The following is a 23,717-nucleotide window of genomic DNA, read 5'->3' as shown; positions in this document are numbered from 1 at the left end:
GTCGTTAATACCAGCGTTTTTCGCCGGCGGGTCGCTTTTTGAAGCGCTTCATGGTCCACATGTACTGGCTCGGCCAGTTACGCACATAGCGCTCGATGACGCCGCTCATGGCCGCCACCGCGACCTCGACATCCTCGTCGTACATGGCAGGCGGCGCCGCCTCGAGGATCACCTTGTAGCCCGAACCGTCATCCAAGCGCAACGCATGAAGAAACACGCCCATAGCCTTGCCGCCCGTGAGCATGCCGGGCACGAACTTGCTCGTCAGCGCTTGCGTGCCGAGGAACGGCACGAACACGCCAGCGCCTTCGCTGGGTTCCGGATCCGCCGGTATGCCCACGGCGCCACCCTTACGGACTTCCTTGATGACGCTGATGATGCCCTCTCGAGTCGAGGGTGCGACTTTATTGCCCAGCTGGACACGCTGGCGTTGCAGAAGATCATCGACCGCCTTGAGCTTTGGTGGGCGATAAAAAATGATCGGTTTGCACTGTGCGCAGTAGAAGTGATTGAGCACTTCCCAGTTGCCGAGATGACTGGTGATGCCCACCACACCCTTGCCTGAAGCCAGCGCCTGCTCCAGGACCTCAAGGCCCTGGACTTCCTTGACCAGACGCAGCGTCTTGTCTGCTGGCCAGATCCAGGCGCAGGCACTCTCAGTAAAAGCCATGCCGATCTGCTGCAGGCTCTGTCCGAGCAAGCGCTCCCGTTCGGCAGCCTCGAGTTCTGGAAAGCATTTGGAAAGATTGATCCGGGCGACTTCGCGAGAGCGGTTGGGTAGCTTCCACATCAACCAGCCAATGAAGCGACCCGACCCCTGAACCGCGCGCCAGGGGAGTAGGGCGAACAGGCGCAGAAAACCAACCACCAGCGCACCTTTGAGCTTGTCCAAGGATCTCTCCCGAAAAATCAAAGACGCTAGTGTAACTGCTTCGTGCAGTTGGCAACTCCTGAAGCCGTCACGTCAGGCGTTGCTCGCGGTTGTTGCCAGTGCCGGGTATTGATCGCAGTCCGTGGTGTGGTCCATGACCATGCCGCACGCCTGCATAAAGGCGTAACAGATGGTAGGCCCGACAAAGCTGAACCCGGCCTTCTTCAACGCACGGCTCATCGCTTCCGCTTCGGCGGTTACTGCCGGAACCTGGCTGATCGAGTCGAAATGGTTGATCTTCGGTTCGCCACCCACAAAGGACCACAACCAACCGGCCGGATCGTCCAGCTCGAGCCAGCGCTGCGCATTGCACCGTGCGGCTTCCAGTTTTCGACGGTTGCGGATGATGCCGGCGTCGAGCATGCGTTCGTCGATTTCGGCATCGGTCATCTGTGCCAGACGCTTCGGATCGAAGCCGAACAGCACCTGGCGATAACGCTCTCGCTTGCGCAATACCGTGATCCAGGACAGCCCCGCCTGTGCACCTTCGAGAATGAGAAACTCGAAGAGGACCTGGGGATCACGGGTAGGCACGCCCCACTCGCGGTCGTGGTATTCGATGTACAACGGGTCGTCATTGCACCAGGCGCAACGCGGCATGTTTTCAAGTCCTTGAACGAGGCGAACGGCAGATCGGAAAATGGGAGTGGCGATACGCCGTAGAGCACCCGTCGCCACGGGTTCGAGCCGTTATCGGGTATACTCCGAGGCTTTCTGTCGAAGCCAGCACAGGTGAAATTTTGACTCAGCCTACGCCTGCCGTGCGCACCTTCCAAGACCTGATCCTTGCCCTGCAAAACTACTGGGCAGAGCAGGGGTGTGTCGTTCTGCAACCCTATGACATGGAAGTCGGCGCCGGTACCTTTCATACCGCCACCTTCCTGCGCGCGATCGGTCCCGAGACCTGGAACGCAGCCTATGTGCAGCCTTCGCGCCGGCCCACCGACGGCCGCTATGGCGAAAACCCGAACCGCCTGCAGCATTACTACCAGTTCCAGGTGGTCCTCAAGCCCAACCCGGAGAACTTCCAGGAGTTGTACCTCGGTTCGCTCAAGGCCATCGGGGTCGACCCGCTGGTCCACGATATCCGCTTCGTCGAAGACAACTGGGAATCCCCGACATTGGGCGCCTGGGGTCTGGGCTGGGAGATATGGCTCAACGGCATGGAAGTCACTCAGTTCACCTACTTCCAGCAAGTGGGCGGCATCGAGTGCTATCCGGTGACCGGCGAAATTACCTATGGCCTCGAGCGACTGGCCATGTACCTGCAAGGCGTTGACTCGGTCTACGACCTGATCTGGACGGATGGCCCATTTGGCACCGTCACCTACGGTGATGTGTTCCACCAGAACGAGGTGGAGCAGTCCACCTACAACTTCGAACACGCCAATGTGGAAAAGCTGTTCGAACTCTTCGACTTCTACGAATCGGAAGCCAACCGGTTGATCGAACTGGAGCTGCCGTTGCCCACCTATGAAATGGTGCTTAAGGCCTCGCACACCTTCAACCTGCTGGATGCGCGCCGGGCTATCTCGGTCACCGCACGGCAGCAGTACATCCTGCGTGTGCGGGCGCTGGCTCGCTCGGTCGCGCAGAGCTATTTGCAGGCGCGCGCCAAACTCGGCTTTCCCATGGCCACCCCGGACCTGCGTGACGAAGTACTGGCCAAGTTGGAGGCAGCAGAATGAGTGCACTGGATTTCCTGGTCGAGCTCGGCACCGAAGAGCTGCCGCCCAAGGCCCTGGGCAAACTGTCCGACGCGTTCCGCGCAGGCATCGAGAAGGGCTTGAAGGACGCCGGCCTCAAGCATGGTCGGGTGCAGGCCTTCGCCGCACCTCGGCGTCTGGCGGTATTGATCGAGCAGCTCGACACCGAACAGCCTGACCGCAGCACCAACCTCGATGGGCCGCCTCTGCAGGCGGCCTTCGACGCCGAAGGCGAGCCGACCCAGGCGGCCTTGGGCTTCGCTCGCAAGTGTGGTGTTGATCTGGCAGAAATCGACCGCAGCGGCCCGAAACTAAGATACAGCCGTTCGATACCCGGCCAGGCAACCTCTGAGCTGCTTCCGGCTATCGTCGAAACATCACTCAATGAGTTGCCGATCCCCAAGCGCATGCGCTGGGCCTCGCTTAGGGAAGAGTTCGTCCGGCCAACGCAGTGGCTGGTCATGCTGTTCGGTGATCAGGTCATCGATTGCACTATCCTTACGCAACGCGCCGGTCGCGAATCTCGCGGGCATCGCTTTCACAGCCCGAACCCGGTCCGCATTTCCAAGCCAGCGAGCTATCTGGAAGACCTGCGCGGCGCTTACGTCATCGCCGATTTTGCTGAGCGTCGCGAGCTGATCGCCAAGCGGGTCGAGCAGCTGGCCAGCGAGCAGAGCGGCCGCGCCATCGTGCCACCAGCGCTGCTGGACGAGGTGACGGCACTGGTCGAGTGGCCTGTGCCGCTGGTGTGTTCCTTTGAAGAACGCTTCCTGGAGGTGCCGCAGGAAGCCTTGATCACCACCATGCAGGACAACCAGAAGTATTTCTGTCTGCTGGACGCCAACGGCAAGCTGCTTCCGCGCTTCATCACGGTTGCGAACGTTGAATCCAAGGATCCTGCTCAGATCGTTGCAGGTAACGAGAAGGTGGTGCGCCCGCGCCTCACCGACGCCGAGTTCTTCTTCAAGCAGGACAAGAAACAAGCGCTCGACAGCTTCAACGAACGCCTGAAAAACGTGGTCTTCCAAGCTCAACTCGGGACCGTGTACGACAAAGCGGTGCGCGTCTCCAAGCTGTCCGCATTTATCGCCGAACGCACTGAAGGCAATGCGCAGTGGGCAGCACGCGCGGGCCTGTTGAGCAAATGCGACCTGGCTACCGAAATGGTGGCCGAGTTTCCCGAAATGCAGGGCATCGCGGGTTACTACTACGCTGTCAACGATGGTGAACCCACCGACGTCGCCTTGGCACTGAATGAGCAGTACATGCCCCGCGGTGCCGGTGCAGAGTTACCCAGCACCCATACAGGCGCCATCTTGGCTGTGGCCGACAAGCTCGACACCCTGGTGGGCATCTTTGGCATCGGCATGCTTCCCACAGGCAGCAAGGATCCCTACGCACTTCGCCGCGCGGCCTTGGGCATCCTGCGCATCCTGATCGAGAAGCGTCTGGATCTTGATCTGGTCGCCGCGGTGCGCTTTTCCATCAGTCAGTTCGCTGGCCAAGTCAAAACCGAGGGCCTGGCCGATCAGGTTCTCGAATTCATCTTTGATCGCCTGCGTGCACGGTATGAGGATGAAGGCGTCGAGGTGGCATCCTATCTGGCGGTTCGTGCCGTTCAGCCGGGCTCGGCCCTCGACTTCGATCAGCGCGTGCAAGCCGTACAGGCGTTCCGCAATCTGCCGGAGGCCGAGGCCTTGGCTGCAGCGAACAAGCGTGTCTCGAATCTGTTGAGCAAGTTCGAGGCGAAGCTGCCAGCCACCGTCGAGCCACGTTACTTCGACAGCGCTACCGAGTTCTCTTTGTATTCTGCGCTGCAGCAGGCCGAGCAAGCCGTGCAGCCTCTGGCTGCGGATCGACAGTATCGCGAGGCGCTTGAGCGTCTGGCGCACCTGCGCGGCCCGGTGGATGCCTTCTTTGAGGCGGTATTGGTCAACGCCGAAGACGCTTCGGTCCGCGCCAACCGCTATGCCTTGCTTGCCCGGTTGAGAGGATTGTTCCTTGGCGTTGCCGATATTTCCGCACTTGGCTAAGCCGGTGAAGCTGATCGTGCTGGATCGCGACGGCGTGATCAACGAGGACTCTGACGCCTATGTAAAGAGTCTGGATGAATGGATTCCGATTCCAGGCTCGATCCAGGCGATCGCAAGGTTGTGCAAGGCCGGCTGGACAGTGGCAGTCGCCACCAACCAGTCCGGCCTTGCCCGAGGTCTGTTTGACGCCACTACGCTCGGCGACATGCATTTCAATATGCAGCAGCTAGCAATGGAAGAGGGTGGTCGCATCGACTTGATCGTGCACTGTCCGCATGGTCCCGACGATGGTTGTGATTGCCGCAAACCGCTGCCCGGCTTGTTCCAGCAGATCGCAGAACACTTCCATCTGGACGATCTCAAGGGCGTTCCGGTGGTAGGTGACAGTCAACGCGATCTGGTTGCTGGCATGCGTCTTGGCGGCCTGCCTTATCTGGTTCGCACCGGAAAAGGCTTGAAAGCTTCAGACGGTACGCTGCCACCTGGCACCCAAGTGTTCGATGACCTGGCTGCCGTGGTCGATCATCTGTTGGGAGCGAAACGATGAGCGCCTTGCTGCCGATTCGCATCGTCCTGTTCTACCTGTTGCTGTCATTCACGGCGTTTGCCTGGTGTTTGGTCAGCCTGGTGTTCGCACCCTTCATGTCATTCCGCACACGCTACCGGTTCGTGGTCCAGACCTGGTGCCGCAGCGCCGTCTGGTTAGCCAAGACCGTTATCGGTCTGCGTTATGAGGTGAGCGGTGCGGAAAACGTGCCGGAGAAGCCCTGCGTGATTCTGTCCAAGCACCAGAGCACCTGGGAAACGTTTTTCCTTTCGGCTTACTTCGAACCATTGAGTCAGGTGCTCAAGCGCGAACTGCTCAACGTGCCGTTCTTTGGATGGGCAATCCGGCTGCTCAAACCCATTGCGATAGACCGTGAGAATCCCAAGGAGGCGTTACGTCAGGTCGCCAAGCAGGGACTGGAACGGCTCGAGCAGGGTGCCTGGGTGTTGATCTTTCCAGAAGGTACTCGCGTTCCCGTTGGCCAAGTCGGCAAGTTCTCGCGCAGCGGTGCGGCGCTGGCAGTCAACGCCAAGCTTCCGATTTTGCCTGTCGCGCACAATGCCGGTACGTTCTGGCCCAAGTCCGGTTGGGGCAAGCGACCTGGGGTCATTCAGGTGGTCATAGGTCCTGCTATGCATGCCGAGAGCGAAGGTCCCCGGGCTGCAGCTGAGCTCAACCAGCGCGCCGAAGACTGGATCAATTCGACCGTGGCGGAATTGGAACGCAACGTTTGACCTAAAAAAATAGGGCAATACAAAAGGGGAGCAGACTGATGTCTGCTCCCCTTTTTTTACCCCAACGTTCAGTCTTCGACCGAGCTGCGAATCAGATGATCGAAGGCACTCAGCGAGGCTTTCGCGCCTTCGCCAACGGCGATGACGATCTGCTTGTATGGCACCGTGGTGACATCACCTGCCGCGAAGATGCCCGGCAGCGAGGTCTCGCCACGCGCATCGACGATGATCTCGCCGCGTGAGGTCAGCTCTACCGTACCTTTCAGCCAATCAGAGTTGGGCAACAGGCCGATCTGCACGAAGATACCTTCCAGTTCCAGCTCATGGAATTCACTGGAGTTGCGGTCCTTGTAGGTCAGGCCGATAACCTTCTTGCCGTCGCCGATGACTTGACTGGTCAGCGCACTGGTGATCACGGTGACGTTGGGCAGGCTGTGCAGCTTCTTCTGCAGCACCGCATCGGCACGCAGCTGGCTGTCGAACTCGAGCAAGGTGACCTGAGCGACGATACCCGCCAGGTCGATCGCCGCTTCCACGCCCGAGTTACCGCCGCCAATCACCGCGACGCGTTTGCCCTTGAACAGCGGGCCGTCGCAGTGCGGACAGTAGGCCACGCCACGGCCACGGTATTCCTGCTCGCCTGGAACGTTCATTTCGCGCCAGCGCGCACCGGTCGCCAGGATCAGAGTCTTGGCTTTCAGCGAGCCACCATTTTCGAGCTTGATCTCGTGCAGACCGCCTTCGCTTGAAGCGGGGATCAACTGCGCCGCACGCTGCAGGTTCATGATGTCGACGTCGTATTCGCGTACGTGGTTTTCCAGTGCACGGGCCAGTTTCGGTCCTTCGGTTTCGTTGACCGAGATGAAGTTCTCGATGGCCATGGTGTCCAGCACCTGACCGCCGAAGCGCTCGGCGGCAACACCGGTACGGATACCCTTACGCGCCGCGTAGATGGCCGCTGCAGCGCCGGCCGGGCCACCGCCGACCACGAGCACGTCGAAGGCGTCCTTAGCGCTGAGTTTCTCGGCATCACGCGCCGAGGCGCCGGTGTCGAGCTTGGCGACGATTTCCTCTTCACCCATGCGGCCCTGACCGAACAGCTCGCCGTTGAGGTAGATGCTCGGCACCGACATCACCTGGCGGATCGTGACTTCTTCCTGGAACAACGCACCGTCGATGGCGACGTGACGGATATTCGGGTTGAGCACAGCCATCAGGTTCAGTGCCTGAACCACGTCGGGGCAATTCTGGCAGGACAGCGAGAAATAGGTTTCGAAGTTGTATTCGCCGTCGAGGTTCTTGATCTGCTCGATGACGTCAGGCGCGGTCTTGGACGGGTGACCGCCTACCTGGAGCAGGGCCAGTACCAAGGACGTGAACTCGTGGCCCATGGGAATGCCGGCGAAACGCAGGCTGATGTCGCCACCGATTCGGTTGAGCGCAAATGATGGCCGGCGAACGTCGTCACCGTCGGTACGCAGGGTGATCTTGTCGCTCAAGCTAGTGATGTCTTCCAGCAGGCTAAGCATTTCCTGGGACTTGGCGCCGTCACCGAGGGACGCAACGATCTCGAACGGCTGGGTGGCCTTTTCCATATAGGTTTTTAGTTGCGATTTTAGGTTGCTGTCGAGCATGTCGATTACCCCTTACTCATAGGCTTATTAAAGGAAGCGGTTGAATTTAGATGGACCTAGCTTAAGAGCTGGAGAGGAGTTCGGAAAATTGATTAAACGCAGCAGCACGATTAAATGAAACTATATGATCCAAATGGAGATGTTCCACGTGAAACAAAAAACCCGGCCTAGGCCGGGTTTCTTGCTATCGCTTACTGACGACTATCTCTTCTTCTATCAGAAGTCCAGATTGGAGACAGCCAGTGCGTTCGACTCAATGAAGTCACGTCGGGGTTCTACAGCATCCCCCATGAGGGTGTTGAAGATCTGGTCTGCACCAATGGCATCCTCAATCGTGACCTTGAGCATCCGACGTACTGCCGGATCCATCGTGGTTTCCCACAGCTGATCAGGGTTCATTTCACCCAGCCCCTTGTATCGCTGAACGCTGTGACGTCGCGTACCTTCGGTCATCAGCCAATCAAGAGCTTGCTTAAAGGTGGCAACCGGCTTTTTGCGCTCACCACGCTGAACATAGGCTCCTTCTTCGAGAAGGCTGTTCAGCTTGTCACCCAGCACTGTGACTGTCTTGTAGTCGTTACTGCCGAAGAAATCGCGGTTGAAGGTGATATAGCTCGCCAACCCGTGCGAAATGATCTCGACTTCCGGAAGCCACAGATTGCGCTCCTTGTCTTCGCGCAGGCTTGCCTTGTATGCCAGGCCAGATCGTTCGACGCCTTTCAGCAGCGCAGCGTAGGGCTCTAGCCAGGCCTGCATCGCTGCGTGATCACCCAACTGCTCGACAGTCACCCTGGGCAGATAGATAAAATGCTCTGTCAGCTCCTGTGGGTACAGACGCGATAGACGTTGAAGCGTTTTCATCACGGTACGGTAGTCGTTGACCAGACGCTCTAGCGCCTCACCGGACAAGCCGGGCGCGTGCTCGTTGACGTGCAGGCTGGCGTCTTCCAGAGCCGACTGGGTCAGGTATTCGTCCATCGCCTCGTCGTCTTTGATGTACTGTTCCTGCTTACCGCGCTTGACCTTGTAGAGCGGCGGCTGCGCGATATAGACGTAACCACGTTCAATCAGCTCGGGCAGCTGGCGGAAGAAGAACGTCAGTAGCAACGTCCGGATGTGAGAACCGTCAACGTCGGCATCGGTCATGATGATGATGTTGTGGTAGCGCAACTTGTCGATGTTGTACTCATCGCGACCGATACCACAGCCGAGCGCGGTGATCAGGGTGCCCACTTCCTGCGATGAAATCATCTTGTCGAAACGAGCTTTCTCGACGTTGAGGATCTTGCCCTTGAGCGGCAGGATGGCCTGGGTCCTGCGGTTGCGGCCCTGCTTGGCAGAACCGCCCGCGGAGTCACCCTCCACGATGTAAAGTTCGGAAAGGGCAGGGTCCTTTTCCTGGCAGTCGGCTAGCTTGCCGGGGAGGCCCGCGATGTCCAAGGCACCCTTGCGTCGAGTCATCTCGCGCGCTTTGCGTGCTGCTTCACGTGCTCGCGCAGCATCGATCATCTTGCCAACTACGGCCTTCGCCTCGTTGGGATGCTCGAGTAGAAAATCTCCGAAGTGCTTACCCATCTCCTGTTCTACGGCGGTCTTTACTTCGGACGAAACCAGCTTGTCCTTGGTCTGCGAGCTGAACTTCGGGTCCGGCACCTTGACCGAAATGATCGCGGTCAATCCTTCGCGCGCATCGTCACCTGTCGTAGCAACCTTGTGCTTCTTGGCCAAACCTTCCTGTTCAATGTAATTGTTCAGGTTGCGCGTTAACGCCGATCTAAAGCCGGCCAGATGCGTTCCACCGTCGCGCTGAGGGATGTTATTGGTGAAGCACAGTAGGTTTTCATTGAAGCTGTCATTCCACTGCAGCGCTACTTCGACACCGACACCATCGTCACGCTGTACATTGAAGTGAAACACTTCATTGACCGGCGTCTTGTTGGTATTGAGATAGGCCACGAAGGCACTGAGCCCACCTTCGTACTTGAACAACTCTTCCTTGGCGTTGCGCTCGTCGCGCAGGATGATTCCGACACCGGAATTCAGGAATGACAGCTCACGCAGCCGTTTGGCGAGAATATCCCAGCTGAAGTGAATATTCTGAAAGGTTTCAGCCGAGGGCTTGAAGTGGATTTCAGTCCCCGAATCTTCGGTTTCTCCGACTGCGGCGAGCGGGGCTTGCGGTACACCGTGGCGGTAGGTTTGTTCCCAAACCTTACCTTCCCGGCGAATTGTCAGGATGAGCTCCTCGGACAGGGCGTTCACTACCGAAACACCCACACCGTGAAGGCCGCCGGAAACTTTGTAGGAGTTGTCGTCGAACTTACCGCCTGCGTGCAGAACAGTCATGATGACCTCCGCTGCAGACACGCCTTCTTCGTGAATGTCTACCGGAATGCCACGACCATTATCGCGAACGCTGATCGATTCATCGACATGGATAGTGATCGAAATATCGCTGCAGTGACCTGCCAAAGCCTCATCGATCGAGTTGTCGACGACTTCAAAGACCATATGGTGCAGACCAGTTCCATCGTCCGTGTCGCCGATATACATGCCGGGGCGCTTACGTACGGCATCAAGGCCCTTGAGCACCTTAATACTGGACGAATCGTACGTGTGGTTTTCGCTCATGCCTTCACTCCCGAGGGGCCGTGGTCCTGGGCTATCGCTCCATGTTCCACGTGAAACATTGAGACTGGCGTGTCGCAACGCCAGCCTTCTCGCAATATGTTCGAATCAACACAGGTGATAAATACCTGGCAATTCAACTGTTCAAGCAACCTGCACAACGCAAGCCGGTGCTGATCGTCCAGTTCGGACGGTAGGTCGTCGACCAGGTAGATACACTGGCCGCGCTTGGCTTCGCTTACCAGATGACCTTGAGCAATCCGCAACGCGCACACCACCAGCTTCTGCTGGCCGCGGGATAGGGTCTCCGCGGCATTGTGGTTAGCAATTCGCAATCGAAGGTCAGCCCGCTGGGGACCCGCCTGAGTGTGTCCCATGAGCCTGTCTCGCTCGATTGAAGCCGCAAGCACTTCACTCAGAGAACGTCCTTTGTCCCAGCCACGGTAGTAGCTGAGCTGAAAACCCTCGAGGTCCAAAAGCGCCGCCAGAGTGGCCTCGAAAATCGGCTTCAGCGCCTGAATATAAGCCCGTCTGTATCCATCGATTTCATCGCTCGCGGCGCTTAATTCGCGGCTCCAGGCCACCTGAGAAGCGGGGTCAAGTGTACCATGTCGCAGCCACGAGTTACGTTGCCTCAGAGCCTGCTGGAGACGCTGCCAGGCCTGAATAAAGCGGGGTTCCACGTGAAACACGCCCCAATCTAAAAACTGGCGACGGAGCTTGGGGGCACCCTCAAGCAAGCGGAAACTGTCCGGATTGATCAGCTGCAACGGTAAGGCTTCAGCCAATTCCGCTGCGCTTCGAACGGTCTGCCCATTAATCCGGATGCGCGCTTCACCGCTGCGATCTCGGGAGATTCCCAGGGCGCTCGACTGACCATCAGCCATTTCGACCTGTCCAAAAACCGTGCAGCTGGAATGCTCATGACTAATGACAGGTGTTAGACGTGTACTGCGGAAAGAACGGGCCATTCCAAGAAGATGAATCGCCTCGAGGAGACTGGTTTTCCCGCTACCGTTATCACCGTAGAGAATATTGACACGAGGGGAGGGGTTTAGCGTCACCGGCTGCAGATTGCGAATGCCGGTGACGGAGATGCGGCTAAGTGACATCCAATGAATGGGTTACAGGCGCATCGGCATAACAACGTAGGCCGAGTCGTCGTTGTCGTACTCCTGAACCAGAGCACTGCTGTTCGCATCGGAAAGAATCAACCGGACCTGATCAGTCGTCATGACACTAAGCACATCGAGCAGATAGCTGACGTTGAAACCGATTTCCAAAGCCCCACCGGTATAGTCCACTGCGACTTCTTCTTCAGCTTCTTCCTGCTCGGGGTTGTTCGCCTGTATTTTCAACAGACCAGATTCCAGCTGCAGCCGGATACCACGGTATTTCTCGTTGGAAAGAATGGCCGTACGGCTGAACGCTTCGCGCAGGGTCTGGCGTTCACCCACCACCAACTTGTCACCGCCGCGGGGGAGCACACGCTCATAGTCAGGGAATTTCCCATCAACAAGCTTGGAGGTAAAAGTAAATTCACCTGTGGTAGCCCGAATGTGATGTTGGCCCAGGACGATACTGACATCACCGTCCTGATCTGTAAGAAGCCTGGCCAACTCGAGGATGCCCTTACGCGGAACGATCACTTGATGTCGGTCGGGCTGTTCGATGCCAGCTTGCATGGAGCACATGGCCAAACGATGTCCGTCAGTTGCGACCGCGCGCAGCATTCCACTTGAAACCTCGATCAGCATACCGTTCAGGTAGTAACGCACATCCTGCTGTGCCATGGCGAAGCTGCTGCGCTCGATTAGACGGCGCATCTTGCCTTGGTTAACGCTGAAGTTCAGCGAGCCAGGCCCTTCCTCTACAGTGGGAAAATCATTGGCTGGCAAGGTTGAAAGCGAAAAGCGGCTGCGCCCGGATTTAATAACAATCTTCTGATCATCCAGCCGGATATCGATAAGCGCATCAGGCTGCAAGCTTTTGCAGATATCCATCAGTTTGCGCGCGGGCACCGTGATCTCGCCTGGCTCGGATGCATCCTCCAAGGCGACACGACCAACCAACTCGACTTCAAGATCAGTGCCGGTAAGCGAAAGCTGATGGTCCTGGACCACCAGCAAGACGTTCGACAACACCGGCAGGGTCTGTCGACGCTCGACGACGCCGGCCACCAGCTGCAGAGGTTTCAACAAGGCTTCGCGCTGAATAGTGAAATGCATGGTCTGGTCCCTTGCCTATTAAATGGCCGCAGTCTGTTCAGGTTGTCAAAGTGCGCAGCAAATTCTTGTAATCTTCGCGAATATCCGCATCCAATTCACGAAGTTCGGCAATCTTACGACAAGCGTGTAGCACCGTCGTGTGATCGCGCCCACCGAAGGCGTCGCCGATTTCCGGCAAGCTGTGATTGGTGAGCTCTTTGGACAATGCCATCGCGACCTGCCGAGGCCTCGCGACCGAACGCGAGCGTCGTTTCGAGAGGAGATCCGATATCTTGATCTTGTAGTATTCAGCGACGGTGCGCTGAATGTTATCAACACTTACCAGCTTGTCTTGCAGTGCAAGCAGGTCTTTCAACGACTCGCGAATCAGCTCGATGGTAATGTCACGCCCCATGAAATGAGCATGGGCGATTACACGTTTCAATGCTCCTTCCAGTTCGCGAACATTCGAACGAATGCGCTGCGCAATGAAAAACGCAGCATCATGTGGAAGCTCGACGTTGGCCTGATCAGCCTTCTTCATCAGGATCGCCACACGGGTCTCAAGCTCCGGCGGCTCGACGGCCACAGTCAGCCCCCAGCCGAAGCGGGACTTCAAGCGCTCTTCGAGCCCGTCAATTTCTTTCGGGTAACGGTCACTGGTGAGGATCACCTGCTGGCCACCTTCAAGCAAGGCGTTGAACGTGTGGAAAAACTCTTCCTGCGACCGTTCTTTCTTGGCGAAGAACTGGATGTCGTCAATCAACAACGCATCCACCGATCGATAGAAGCGCTTGAACTCATTGATCGCGTTGAGCTGCAGAGCCTTGACCATATCCGCAACGAACCGCTCGGAATGCAGATAGACCACCTTGGCGTTAGGGTTCTTCTTCAGCAGATGATTGCCAACCGCGTGCATCAAGTGCGTCTTGCCAAGTCCTACGCCGCCATACAGAAACAACGGGTTGTAGCCATGCTTGGGATTGTCGGCCACCTGCCAGGCAGCTGCCCGTGCCAGTTGGTTGGACTTACCTTCAACAAAATTCTCAAAGGTGAACGTGCGGTTGAGATAACTGGTGTGCTTGAGCCCACCCTCGACCTGAACGTTGCGTTCCGCGGGCCGCGAAGGTGCGCTAGGCGCAGGCACTGCCATTGGTTCGGCAGATGGGGTCGGCTCGTTGAACGATGCAGGCGGCGGCGCAGCGGCGGCAGGTGCGCCAACCTGCGCCTGAGAACGAGGAACGGAGCCGACAGCTGGTCGTGAAGAAGCCACTCGCCGGCTGCCTATCAGCAGAGAGAGTGAAGGCACGGCTCCAGTGGCACGTTCCGACAGCAGCTCCATCAAGCGCGAAAGATACTTCTCGTTAACCCAATCGAGCACAAACCGGTTCGGGGCATAGACCCGCAACTCATCTCCATCAGCTTCAATCTGAAGCGGACGAATCCAAGTGTTGAATTGCTGGGCCGGCAGCTCATCTCTCAAGAGGTCAATACACTGCTGCCAAAGTTCCACCGACACGGACTCTCCTAGACGCTGCAACGCTCAAAACGGAGCTTATTGTAGCCCTGAGCCCATCAGTTATCCACAGTCCAAGGGCAGTTATATAGGAAGCAGACGATCAACCATGCTTGGTGATCATTGAAACCAGCCTCCTAAGGTTTGTTGATAACCATGCTCCAGCCCATTGGAAAAGCCTGTGTACAGCTAGCGGTGGTTCGGGCCTGTGTATAAGTTCTGCTTCCATCCACAGGAAACGCAGTGGCTTTGCACTGCAAACGCACCGTTTCCACAGAAGGTTTAAGAGCGCTGTACGCCTTGCGCTGCGTGGGCTACAGGCACCTGTCCACAGAAAATGGCTCCCCCATCTATAAGCACTGCATTAAGAAGAGCTTTATCTTCTTTCTCTATCTATTAATTTCTGAATGAATGGCGCTGGTTGGAAATTGACCTCACCGCGCGGCTTCTCTACAATCGCCGGTCTCTTAAAAGGGGGCCATTCCGGCCCGCAACGAATCACCAGGTAACGCATCATGAAACGCACTTTCCAACCCAGCACCCTCAAGCGCGCTCGCACCCACGGTTTTCGTGCCCGTATGGCCACCAAAAACGGTCGTGCCGTCCTGTCGCGTCGTCGCGCCAAAGGTCGTAAGCGTCTGGCAGTCTGAAGACGTCGGAACAGGTAGTGAGTCGAGACTTCGGTCGGGAAAAGCGTCTGCTGACCCCGAGCCAGTTCAAGGCTGTCTTCGACTCCCCCGACGGTAAGTTACCGGGCAGGAATGTCCTGCTACTGGTGCGCGAAAATCAGTTGCCACACCCGCGAATCGGATTGGTAATTGGCAAGAAGAGCGTCAAGCTCTCGGTAGAGCGCAATCGCATCAAGCGGCAACTGCGTGAAACCTTTCGTCTCCACCAGATGGAGTTGACGGGGTGGGACATCGTGGTCATCGCACGCAAGGGCCTCGCGGAACTGGATAATCCAGAACTGGCAAAGCAGTTTGCCAAACTCTGGCGACGCTTGGCTCGTACGCCGGCGCCGGATACCAAGCAGGTCCAGAGCAACGCCGCTGATGCGTAAGCTCGCACTCGTCCCCATCAAATTCTACCGGTACGCCATCAGTCCGATGATGGCCAGCCACTGTCGCTTCTACCCAAGTTGCTCCTGCTACGCACAAGAGGCCATTGAAACTCATGGCTTGCTGCGCGGTGGCTGGCTGAGCCTATGCAGGCTTGGCCGTTGCCATCCATGGAATCCGGGCGGCTATGATCCCGTGCCTTCCAACACCCCCTCCAATTCATCTTCGATGACCGAGTAACCATGGATATCAAACGCTCGATCCTGCTTGTCGCCCTGGCAGTCGTTGCTTACCTGATGGTTTTGCAGTGGAACCAGGACTACGGTCAGACCGCTATCCCTGACGAAACACGCCAGGAGCAGTCTTCGGCTGCGCAGCTTCCCGCTGTCCCGACCAACAGTGATGTGAATGCGCAGGGGGATATCCCTGCCGTAAGTACTGAACCGTCGGCCAACGCGGTAGCCGACGGTCAGGCCAGTTCTGAATTGATCCACGTACGCACTGACGTACTGGACGTCGCGATCGATCCCCGCGGTGGCGACATTGTCGACCTGCGCTTGCCAGAGTTTCCTCGTCGGCAAGATCGTCCAGACGTGCCGTTCCAGTTGTTCGAACGTAGCGGCGAGAGGACCTATGAAGCCCAGAGCGGCTTGATTGGGGACGGTCCGGACAAAGCAACTGGTCGTCCGCTATACAGCAGCGAGCAACAGCAATACCAATTGGGTGAGAATCAGGACCAGCTGGTCGTTGATCTGCAATACAGCGAAGACGGCGTCAACTACACCAAGCGCTTTACCTTCAAACGAGGCGACTACGATCTTGGCGTGCGCTATCTGATCGACAACCAAAGCGATCAAGCGTGGACCGGTCATATGTTCGGTCAGCTGAAACGTGATGACAGCAAGGATCCGTCCTCGAGTACCGCAACTGGCACAGCAACCTACCTGGGCGCGGCGCTCTGGACCAAAGACGAGCCCTACACCAAGGTTTCCATGGGGGACATGGACGACAAGAGTCTGAAGAAGACCGTCGAAGGTGGCTGGATAGCATGGTTGCAGCACTACTTTGTGACCGCGTGGATTCCAGCGCCTGACCAGACCAATCTGGTACAGACACGCAAGGACAGCCAGGGCAACTACATCATCGGTTTCACCGGTCCCGCTGTTTCGGTTGCACCGGGCAGTCAGGGTGAGACCTACGCTACCCTGTATGCCGGTCCGAAAAGTCAGGACCAGCTGGAAGAGCTGTCACCCGGCCTCCGTCTGACCGTTGATTACGGCATTCTCTGGTTCATCGCCCAGCCGATATTCTGGCTACTTCAGAATATCCATGCACTGCTGGGTAATTGGGGCTGGTCGATCATCGCGCTGACTATCGTGATCAAATTGGCGTTCTTCCCGCTCTCGGCTGCAAGTTACAGGTCGATGGCCCGCATGCGTGCGGTTTCGCCGAAAATGCAGGCGCTCAAAGAGCAGTTCGGCGACGACCGCCAGAAGATGTCTCAGGCGATGATGGAGCTGTACAAGAAAGAGAAGATCAATCCACTCGGAGGCTGTCTGCCGATCCTGGTGCAGATGCCCGTCTTCCTCGCGTTGTACTGGGTTCTGCTGGAGAGCGTCGAAATGCGCCAGGCGCCCTGGATGTTCTGGATCACAGACCTGTCGATCAAAGACCCTTTCTTCATTCTGCCGATCATCATGGGCCTGACCATGTTTATTCAGCAGCAATTGAACCCTACGCCACCGGACCCTATGCAAGCCAAGGTGATGAAGCTGCTGCCAATTATCTTTACCTTCTTCTTCCTCTGGTTCCCGGCAGGCCTGGTGCTGTACTGGGTCGTTAACAACTGCTTGTCGATCGCGCAGCAGTGGTACATTACCCGCAAGATCACCGGACAGACTGCCAGCGCAACCTGATCCGTCGAAGTGAACAGAACGCTCCTTAATTGGGGCGTTTTGCATTATCGATACCTGGGAGAGTTTTGATGAGCCAAGATCGCGAAACCATCGCTGCCGTCGCCACTGCACCGGGTCGTGGTGGGATCGGCGTAGTGCGCGTTTCCGGCCCGCGAGCCAAAGCCGTCGCGATCACGCTTAGCGGTCGCGAGCCGGTTCCAAGACATGCCCACTACGGCCCCTTCCATGCCGATGATGGTGAAGTGATCGATGAGGGATTGATGCTGTTCTTCCCCGGCCCCCACTCGTTTACCGGCGAAGATGTTCTGGAACTTCAAGGTCATGGCGGCCCCGTCGTGATGGACATGTTGTTGCAGCGTTGCATAGAGCTCGGCATCCGGCCTGCTCGCCCCGGTGAGTTCAGCGAGCGAGCGTTCCTCAACGACAAGCTGGACCTGGCCCAGGCAGAGGCGATCGCGGACCTTATCGAAGCGAGCTCGGCGCAAGCAGCGCGCAATGCCGTACGCTCCCTTCAGGGTGATTTCTCCCGGCGCGTGCATCACTTGACCGAAAGCCTGGTGCAGCTGCGCATCTACGTCGAAGCGGCGATCGATTTTCCGGAGGAGGAAATCGATTTCCTCGCCGACGGCCGAGTGCTCGGGTTGCTGGAGCAGCTTCGCGCAGAGTTATCCACAGTCCTCCGTGAGGCAGGGCAGGGCGCATTGCTGCGTGAGGGCATGAACGTGGTCATTGCAGGCCGACCCAACGCCGGCAAATCGAGCCTGCTCAATGCTCTGGCAGGGCGTGAGGCGGCAATCGTGACCGACATTGCCGGGACCACGAGAGATCTGCTCAAGGAGCATATCCAGATTGATGGAATGCCCTTGCACATCGTCGATACAGCCGGGCTGCGTGATACGAAGGACCAGGTGGAACGAATCGGCGTGGATCGGGCCATCAAAGCCATAGAGGACGCCGACCGTGTATTGCTGGTGGTCGATGCGAGTGCGGCGTCTGTTGCTGATGATGATGATGTCCTGTGGCCGGGTCTGCTGCTGACCAGACCAGACCCAGCGAAGACCACGGTGATTCGCAATAAGGCCGACATTACGGGTGACGCCGTCAGTATCTCAGTCGCCCCAGATGGACATACCACGCTCAGCCTGTCGGCCCGTTCAGGTGAGGGGCTTGAATTGCTCCGAGGGCATCTCAAGCACTGTATGGGCTATGACCAAACAGCGGAGAGCGCATTTAGCGCAAGACGCAGGCACCTGGACGCGCTGCGCAAGGCTGCCGAGCACCTTGACCATGGTCATGCTCAGTTAACGCTGGCAGGCGCAGGTGAGCTCCTGGCTGAAGACCTTCGTCAAGCACAGCAGGCACTTGGCGAGATCACCGGGGCATTCAGTTCCGACGATCTGCTTGGCCGAATCTTCTCCAGCTTCTGCATCGGCAAATAGTCGGTCTCTAGCCACGCTGTGGCGTTCAAACCTTTCCTGAACGCTATCCGTTCCTGAGGGGGCGACCTCCCACAGCCACCCCAGCATTCCAGTTCGACATCAGCCCTTCAGTTGGAGGGCCTGTCCACCTGCTCGCCTAAATTATCCTCCATGCCTGCCATTTTGTTGTTTTCAGCGCAGCGTGCCCGGCAGTTTTGCATAAAGAGAGGACGCTTAAGCTCTGTGGAAAACCCTGCCTAAGCTCGGTCAATAAGCAGTGCGCAAAGCGACTTCTGCAAGCGGCTGTGGATAAGGTCTTATTCCATACACAGGGTGTTAACCGGGCTTCCACCGCTTGTACGGCTCCTGAACACAGCGTTTCTTCCGGCTGCAACCAGCGTTAAATAAGCGTTTCAGCGTTCTATCCACAGATATGCGCTGCGTATTTATAAACATAAAAATAAGCTTTAAATCATTTCTCTTTTTTATCTATTAAGGCCTTCTCTTGAGCCAGAGCGCTGCAGCTGATCATTTTTTGTTCAGAGGCCTTCTTTCGCGCTCTCCTAGTGCCTATACTGGCGAGCTTCCTGAGACTCAACCAAACAGGCACGAGGTGCGTGGTGGATTTCCCTTCCCGTTTTGACGTCATCGTTATCGGCGGCGGCCATGCCGGTACCGAAGCTGCCCTCGCAGCCGCTCGAATCGGCGTAAAAACACTCTTGCTGACCCACAATGTCGAAACGCTGGGACAGATGAGCTGCAATCCAGCCATTGGTGGCATCGGCAAGAGTCATTTGGTGAAGGAAATCGATGCTCTCGGTGGCGTCATGGCAACTGCAACCGACCTGAGCGGCATTCAATTCCGGGTGCTCAACAGCCGCAAAGGGCCAGCCGTACGGGCGACGCGCGCTCAGGCTGATAGGGTGTTGTACAAGGCTGCTGTCCGTGAAGGGTTGGAAAACCAGCCGAACCTGTGGATATTTCAACAGGCAGCCGACGACCTGATTGTTGAGTCCGATCAGGTCAAGGGTGTCGTTACCCAGATGGGACTGCGCTTCCTAGCTGAATCGGTTGTCCTCACAACCGGCACCTTCCTTGGTGGACTTATCCACATTGGTTTGCAGAATTACTCTGGTGGTAGGGCCGGCGATCCCCCATCGATAGCGTTGGCCAAACGTTTACGCGAGCTACCCCTGCGGGTTGGCCGTCTGAAGACCGGAACGCCTCCTCGAATCGATGGCCGCAGCGTCGATTTTTCAGTAATGACCGAGCAACCAGGCGATACGCCGATTCCTCCCATGTCGTTTCTGGGTGAGGCAGCGCAGCATCCGCGGCAGGTGAGTTGCTGGATCACGCACACCAACGCCCGCACTCACGAAATCATCGCCGCCAACCTTGATCGATCACCGATGTATTCTGGCCTTATCGAGGGTGTCGGCCCGCGCTACTGCCCGTCGATTGAGGACAAGATTCATCGTTTTGCCGACAAGGACAGCCATCAGGTCTTTATCGAGCCGGAAGGCCTGACGACCCATGAGCTCTACCCAAACGGTATATCGACGTCGTTGCCTTTTGACGTGCAGTTGCAGATCGTTCAAAGCATTCGTGGCATGGAGCAGGCGCACATCGTGCGGCCCGGCTACGCCATCGAATACGACTATTTCGATCCACGTGATTTGAAATACAGCCTGGAAACCAAAGTGATTGGTGGGCTGTTTTTCGCCGGGCAGATCAACGGCACTACCGGTTACGAAGAGGCGGGAGCCCAGGGGCTACTCGCTGGTGCCAACGCTGCGCTGCGCGCCAAAGGGTTGGACAGCTGGTGTCCTCGTCGGGACGAAGCGTATCTCGGCGTGCTGGTCGATGACCTGATCACGCTCGGGACGCAGGAGCCGTATCGGATGTTCACCTCGCGCGCCGAATATCGGCTGATTCTGCGTGAGGACAACGCTGATTTGCGATTGACCGAAAAAGGCCGCGAGTTGGGCTTGGTCGACCACGTGCGTTGGGCTGCATTCGAACGCAAGCGCGAGAGTATCGTGCAGGAAGAACAACGGTTGAAGGGCACCTGGGTTCGCCCGGGAACCGAGCAGGGCGATGCGATTGCCGAGCGATTCGGGACCCCGCTTACCCATGAGTACAACCTGCTGAACCTCTTGGCGCGGCCGGAAATCGATTATCGGGGCCTCATGCAGCTCACCGGCGGCGGATCCGAAGATCCTCAAGTCGCCGAACAGGTTGAGATCAAGACCAAGTACGCCGGCTACATCGACCGCCAGCAGGAGGAGATTCTCCGCTTACGGGCCAGCGAATCCATCGCGCTGCCAGCTGAGCTGGATTACTCAGGTATTTCCGGACTTTCCAAAGAGATCCAGCACAAGCTTTCGCAGGCACGGCCTGAAACCCTTGGGCAAGCCTCTCGGATTCCTGGCGTCACGCCGGCAGCGGTGTCGCTACTCATGATTCATCTGAAAAAGCGCAGCGCTGGGCAAAAGCTGGAGCAGAGCGCTTGATGGCTATGGAACTGGTTGATCATGCCGATGAGCTCAGACTAGGGGCGTTTCAGCTGGGGCTCGACCTGAGCAGCGCTCAGCAACAGCAGCTAATGGCTTATCTGGCACTGCTGAACAAGTGGAACAAAGCTTACAACCTCACCGCAGTGCGCGACCCGGCCGAGATGGTCTCTCGCCACCTGCTCGACAGCCTGAGCGCTGTGCCGCACGCCGAACAGGGCGGCGCCCGCTGGCTCGATGTCGGAAGTGGGGGCGGTATGCCTGGAATTCCTCTGGCGATCATGTTTCCCGAGCGCAACTTCACCCTGCTTGACTCCAACGGCAAGAAGACCCGCTTTCTCACCCAGGTGAAGCTGGAGTTGAAACTCGCCAATGTCGATGTTGTCCACAGCCGCGTCGAGCAGTTCAGACCGCCGCAGCCGTTCACTGATATCACCTCGCGGGCGTTCAGCTCCCTAGAGGATTTTGCCAACTGGACTCGCCATCTCGGCGATAAAGATTCCCGCTGGCTCGCCATGAAAGGCGTGCAACCGGACAATGAGCTGCAGGCGCTTCCGACGGACTTCCAGCTGCAGAGCTGTGTAGTACTCAAGGTTCCAGGTTGCCAAGGGCAACGCCATCTGCTGATACTGCGGCGCACTTCATGACCCGGACAGACGCTGACCATGGCTAAAGTATTTGCCATCGCCAATCAGAAAGGCGGTGTCGCCAAGACCACCACTTGCATCAACCTGGCGGCTTCGCTCGTTGCAACGCGTCGTCGCGTGCTGCTGATCGATCTTGATCCACAAGGCAACGCCACCACCGGCAGCGGTGTGGATAAGTTGGCGTTGGAATTTTCGATTTACGACGTGCTGATTGGTGAGTGCAGCTTGGTCGATGCCATGCAGTTCTCAGAGCACGGCGGTTATCAGCTGTTACCAGCCAACCGCGACCTGACGGCTGCTGAAGTTGCCTTGCTGAATCTCCCGGCCAAAGAGAACCGCTTGCGCGAAGCGCTGGCCCCGGTGCGCGAGAATTACGACTACATCCTCATCGATTGCCCACCCTCGCTCTCGATGCTGACGATCAACGCGCTGACGGCCGCCGATGGCGTGATCATTCCCATGCAATGCGAGTACTACGCGCTCGAAGGCCTGTCAGATCTGGTCAATTCGATTCAACGTATTGGTCAGGCGCTGAACCCATCGTTGAAGATCGAGGGTTTGCTCCGCACCATGTATGACCCGCGCAGCAGCCTGACCAACGATGTCACTGAGCAGCTGAAAGCGCACTTCGGTGAGAAGCTCTATGACACCGTGATTCCACGCAATGTACGCCTGGCAGAAGCCCCCAGCCATGGCATGCCGGCGCTGGTCTATGACAAGCAATCCAAGGGCGCCTTGGCTTACCTGGCTCTGGCGGGCGAGTTGTCGCGCCGTCAGCGTCGAGCCGCCCGCAGCGCAACCGCATAAGGAAACTTCATGGCGACCAAAAAACGAGGCCTAGGACGGGGGCTGGATGCCCTGCTCGGCGGCGCCAATGTGGCGGCCATACAAGAGGATGCTGCTCAAGCTGATGTGCATGAGCTGCAACAGTTGCCGCTCGACGTTATCCAGCGGGGCAAGTATCAGCCTCGCCGCGACATCGACCCGGTCACCCTCGACGAACTGGCGAACTCGATCCGTACCCAGGGTGTGATGCAACCCATCGTGGTTCGCTCGATTGGCTCTGGCCGCTACGAAATTATCGCTGGAGAACGGCGCTGGCGTGCGAGTCAGCAGGCTGGCCTGGACAAAATACCTGCCATGGTTCGGGAAGTCTCCGACGAAGCAGCCATCGCCATGGCACTGATCGAGAACATTCAGCGCGAGGACCTCAGCCCTATCGAGGAAGCCGTTGCGCTTCAGCGACTGCAGCAGGAGTTCCAGCTGACACAGCAGCAGGTCGCGGACGCGGTGGGTAAATCCCGTGTGACCATTAGCAACCTGCTGCGTCTGATTGCACTGCCGGAGGAGATCAAGACGCTTCTCTCGCATGGCGATCTGGAAATGGGCCATGCCCGGGCTTTGCTTGGACTGCCTGCCGATCAGCAGGTTGAAGGCGCGCGGCATGTTGTCGCACGCGGTCTGACCGTACGCCAGACCGAAGCGCTGGTAAGGCAATGGCTGAGCAAGCCGGAAAGCACCAAAACCGAGCCAAAAAGCGATCCCGATATCGTCCGTCTTGAACAGCGCCTGGCTGAACGTCTGGGCTCACCGGTGCAAATCAAGCACGGTGAGAAGGGCAAAGGGCAGCTGGTAATCCGTTACAGTTCGCTGGATGAGTTGCAGGGCGTACTTGCGCACATTCGCTGATACAAAGTTTATGTAGTGCCGGTCAGAAAGTGCTACCTGAAGGTTGAACGCAGGATGGGCTGCTCCTATACTCGCGGCGCTTTTTTGACCGCGGTCGAGCTGAACAGCTAACGATCTTTTCGATGGATGCACGGTGAATATACGCAACAAGACACCTCTCCATCGGTTGCCTGTAGTACGTGTGTTAGCCGTACAGGCGTTCGTTGCGTTAGGCGCAGGCGTAGCATGCGGTTTGTTTTTTGGTATGGTTGCCGGCTATTCGGGATTGTTGGGTGGCCTGATTGCATTAGTGGCCAACCTGTACTTTGCGTTTAAGGCGTTTCGCTATTTTGGCGCGCGCTCGACCACAGCCATTGTTCAGTCCCTGTGGGCTGGAGAAATGGGTAAGCAGATTCTGGCAGCAGCGCTGTTTGCGCTGGTGTTTGTAGGAGTGAAACCGCTGCAACCGGGGGCGTTGTTCGTCGGTTACCTGATGGTTCTGGGCGCCGGAGCGAGCGCCCTCCTGCTGATGAAAAATAATCCGAAGCATTGAGCACTGAG

At 57.5% G+C, this 23,717-nt stretch carries 21 protein-coding genes; 14 read left to right on the top strand and 7 right to left on the bottom strand.

The window, feature by feature from the left end:
* Positions 1 to 4: 4 nt before the first annotated feature.
* Entirely contained in the window at positions 5 to 892 is an 888-nt protein-coding gene (locus CXK96_RS17275; RefSeq protein WP_102837669.1) for a lysophospholipid acyltransferase, read from the bottom strand.
* Between the two features lie 72 nt (positions 893 to 964).
* Positions 965 to 1,531 carry a DNA-3-methyladenine glycosylase I gene (locus CXK96_RS17270; RefSeq protein ID WP_102837668.1) on the bottom strand — a complete coding sequence of 189 codons (567 nt, stop codon included), beginning with the start codon at positions 1,529 to 1,531 and terminating at the stop codon, positions 965 to 967.
* Positions 1,532 to 1,671: 140 nt separating this feature from the next.
* On the opposite strand from CXK96_RS17270, the gene glyQ reads away from it, so the two are divergent.
* From glyQ to CXK96_RS17250, 4 genes are read left to right on the top strand one after another with little or no spacing between them, the layout of a single operon-like run.
* A complete protein-coding gene (gene glyQ / locus CXK96_RS17265) occupies positions 1,672 to 2,619 on the top strand; it encodes a glycine--tRNA ligase subunit alpha (RefSeq protein WP_102837667.1) in 948 nt (315 codons plus the stop codon).
* A complete protein-coding gene (gene glyS / locus CXK96_RS17260; protein ID WP_102837666.1) occupies positions 2,616 to 4,670 on the top strand; it encodes a glycine--tRNA ligase subunit beta in 2,055 nt (684 codons plus the stop codon). The genes glyQ and glyS overlap by 4 nt, the downstream gene beginning before the upstream one ends.
* Positions 4,671 to 4,674: 4 nt before the next feature.
* Positions 4,675 to 5,217 carry a D-glycero-beta-D-manno-heptose 1,7-bisphosphate 7-phosphatase gene (gene gmhB, locus CXK96_RS17255; protein WP_102837710.1) on the top strand — a complete coding sequence of 181 codons (543 nt, stop codon included), beginning with the start codon at positions 4,675 to 4,677 and terminating at the stop codon, positions 5,215 to 5,217.
* Positions 5,214 to 5,951 carry a lysophospholipid acyltransferase family protein gene (locus CXK96_RS17250; RefSeq protein WP_102837665.1) on the top strand — a complete coding sequence of 246 codons (738 nt, stop codon included), beginning with the start codon at positions 5,214 to 5,216 and terminating at the stop codon, positions 5,949 to 5,951. The genes gmhB and CXK96_RS17250 overlap by 4 nt, the downstream gene beginning before the upstream one ends.
* A 68-nt stretch (positions 5,952 to 6,019) precedes the next feature.
* Here CXK96_RS17250 and ahpF read toward each other — a convergent pair whose 3' ends face one another.
* The 5 genes from ahpF to dnaA form a co-directional block, all read right to left on the bottom strand.
* Positions 6,020 to 7,585: an alkyl hydroperoxide reductase subunit F gene (gene ahpF, locus CXK96_RS17245; protein ID WP_102837664.1), complete on the bottom strand. Its 1,566-nt coding sequence runs from the start codon at positions 7,583 to 7,585 to the stop codon at positions 6,020 to 6,022.
* Between the two features lie 216 nt (positions 7,586 to 7,801).
* On the bottom strand, positions 7,802 to 10,216 hold the full coding sequence (gyrB, locus tag CXK96_RS17240; protein ID WP_102837663.1) for a DNA topoisomerase (ATP-hydrolyzing) subunit B: 2,415 nt from the start codon (positions 10,214 to 10,216) through the stop codon (positions 7,802 to 7,804).
* On the bottom strand, positions 10,213 to 11,325 hold the full coding sequence (gene recF, locus CXK96_RS17235) for a DNA replication/repair protein RecF (protein WP_102837662.1): 1,113 nt from the start codon (positions 11,323 to 11,325) through the stop codon (positions 10,213 to 10,215). Before recF ends, gyrB begins: the two co-directional genes overlap by 4 nt.
* A 12-nt stretch (positions 11,326 to 11,337) precedes the next feature.
* Entirely contained in the window at positions 11,338 to 12,441 is a 1,104-nt protein-coding gene (gene dnaN / locus CXK96_RS17230; RefSeq protein ID WP_102837661.1) for a DNA polymerase III subunit beta, read from the bottom strand.
* Between the two features lie 37 nt (positions 12,442 to 12,478).
* Complete coding sequence (gene dnaA, locus CXK96_RS17225; RefSeq protein WP_102837660.1) at positions 12,479 to 13,939, bottom strand: chromosomal replication initiator protein DnaA; 1,461 nt, start codon at positions 13,937 to 13,939, stop codon at positions 12,479 to 12,481.
* A 512-nt stretch (positions 13,940 to 14,451) separates the two neighbouring features.
* Here dnaA and rpmH point away from each other — a divergent pair.
* The 10 genes from rpmH to CXK96_RS17175 all read left to right on the top strand — a co-directional run bounded on the left by rpmH (position 14,452) and on the right by CXK96_RS17175 (position 23,709).
* Positions 14,452 to 14,586, top strand: a complete 135-nt coding sequence (gene rpmH, locus CXK96_RS17220; RefSeq protein ID WP_019340723.1) for a 50S ribosomal protein L34 — start codon at positions 14,452 to 14,454, stop codon at positions 14,584 to 14,586.
* A gap of 17 nt (positions 14,587 to 14,603) precedes the next feature.
* Positions 14,604 to 14,996 (top strand): ribonuclease P protein component, encoded by a 393-nt coding sequence (rnpA, locus tag CXK96_RS17215; RefSeq protein WP_102837659.1) that lies wholly within the window; start codon positions 14,604 to 14,606, stop codon positions 14,994 to 14,996.
* Positions 14,989 to 15,234, top strand: coding sequence for a membrane protein insertion efficiency factor YidD (gene yidD / locus CXK96_RS17210; RefSeq protein WP_102837658.1), 246 nt, complete (start codon positions 14,989 to 14,991; stop codon positions 15,232 to 15,234). The genes rnpA and yidD overlap by 8 nt, the downstream gene beginning before the upstream one ends.
* Positions 15,235 to 15,236: 2 nt before the next feature.
* Complete coding sequence (yidC, locus tag CXK96_RS17205; protein ID WP_102837657.1) at positions 15,237 to 16,910, top strand: membrane protein insertase YidC; 1,674 nt, start codon at positions 15,237 to 15,239, stop codon at positions 16,908 to 16,910.
* Positions 16,911 to 16,978: 68 nt separating this feature from the next.
* Positions 16,979 to 18,349 carry a tRNA uridine-5-carboxymethylaminomethyl(34) synthesis GTPase MnmE gene (mnmE, locus tag CXK96_RS17200; protein WP_102837656.1) on the top strand — a complete coding sequence of 457 codons (1,371 nt, stop codon included), beginning with the start codon at positions 16,979 to 16,981 and terminating at the stop codon, positions 18,347 to 18,349.
* 599 nt (positions 18,350 to 18,948) lie between these two features.
* Entirely contained in the window at positions 18,949 to 20,841 is a 1,893-nt protein-coding gene (gene mnmG / locus CXK96_RS17195; RefSeq protein WP_102837655.1) for a tRNA uridine-5-carboxymethylaminomethyl(34) synthesis enzyme MnmG, read from the top strand.
* Positions 20,842 to 20,846: 5 nt separating this feature from the next.
* The gene (gene rsmG, locus CXK96_RS17190; protein WP_423835194.1) at positions 20,847 to 21,488 is read left to right on the top strand and encodes a 16S rRNA (guanine(527)-N(7))-methyltransferase RsmG; all 642 of its coding nucleotides are present in this window, start codon (positions 20,847 to 20,849) and stop codon (positions 21,486 to 21,488) included.
* A gap of 18 nt (positions 21,489 to 21,506) precedes the next feature.
* On the top strand, positions 21,507 to 22,295 hold the full coding sequence (locus CXK96_RS17185) for a ParA family protein (RefSeq protein WP_102837653.1): 789 nt from the start codon (positions 21,507 to 21,509) through the stop codon (positions 22,293 to 22,295).
* Between the two features lie 9 nt (positions 22,296 to 22,304).
* Positions 22,305 to 23,177, top strand: a complete 873-nt coding sequence (locus tag CXK96_RS17180; protein ID WP_102837652.1) for a ParB/RepB/Spo0J family partition protein — start codon at positions 22,305 to 22,307, stop codon at positions 23,175 to 23,177.
* Between the two features lie 133 nt (positions 23,178 to 23,310).
* A complete protein-coding gene (locus tag CXK96_RS17175; RefSeq protein ID WP_178114610.1) occupies positions 23,311 to 23,709 on the top strand; it encodes a F0F1 ATP synthase subunit I in 399 nt (132 codons plus the stop codon).
* Positions 23,710 to 23,717: the final 8 nt, after the last annotated feature.

The sequence above is a fragment of the Stutzerimonas stutzeri genome, assembly GCF_002890895.1.
Taxonomy (GTDB): domain Bacteria; phylum Pseudomonadota; class Gammaproteobacteria; order Pseudomonadales; family Pseudomonadaceae; genus Stutzerimonas; species Stutzerimonas stutzeri_AB.
Note: the sequence above shows the minus strand (reverse complement) of the source record. Positions and strands in the feature narration are given on the sequence as shown.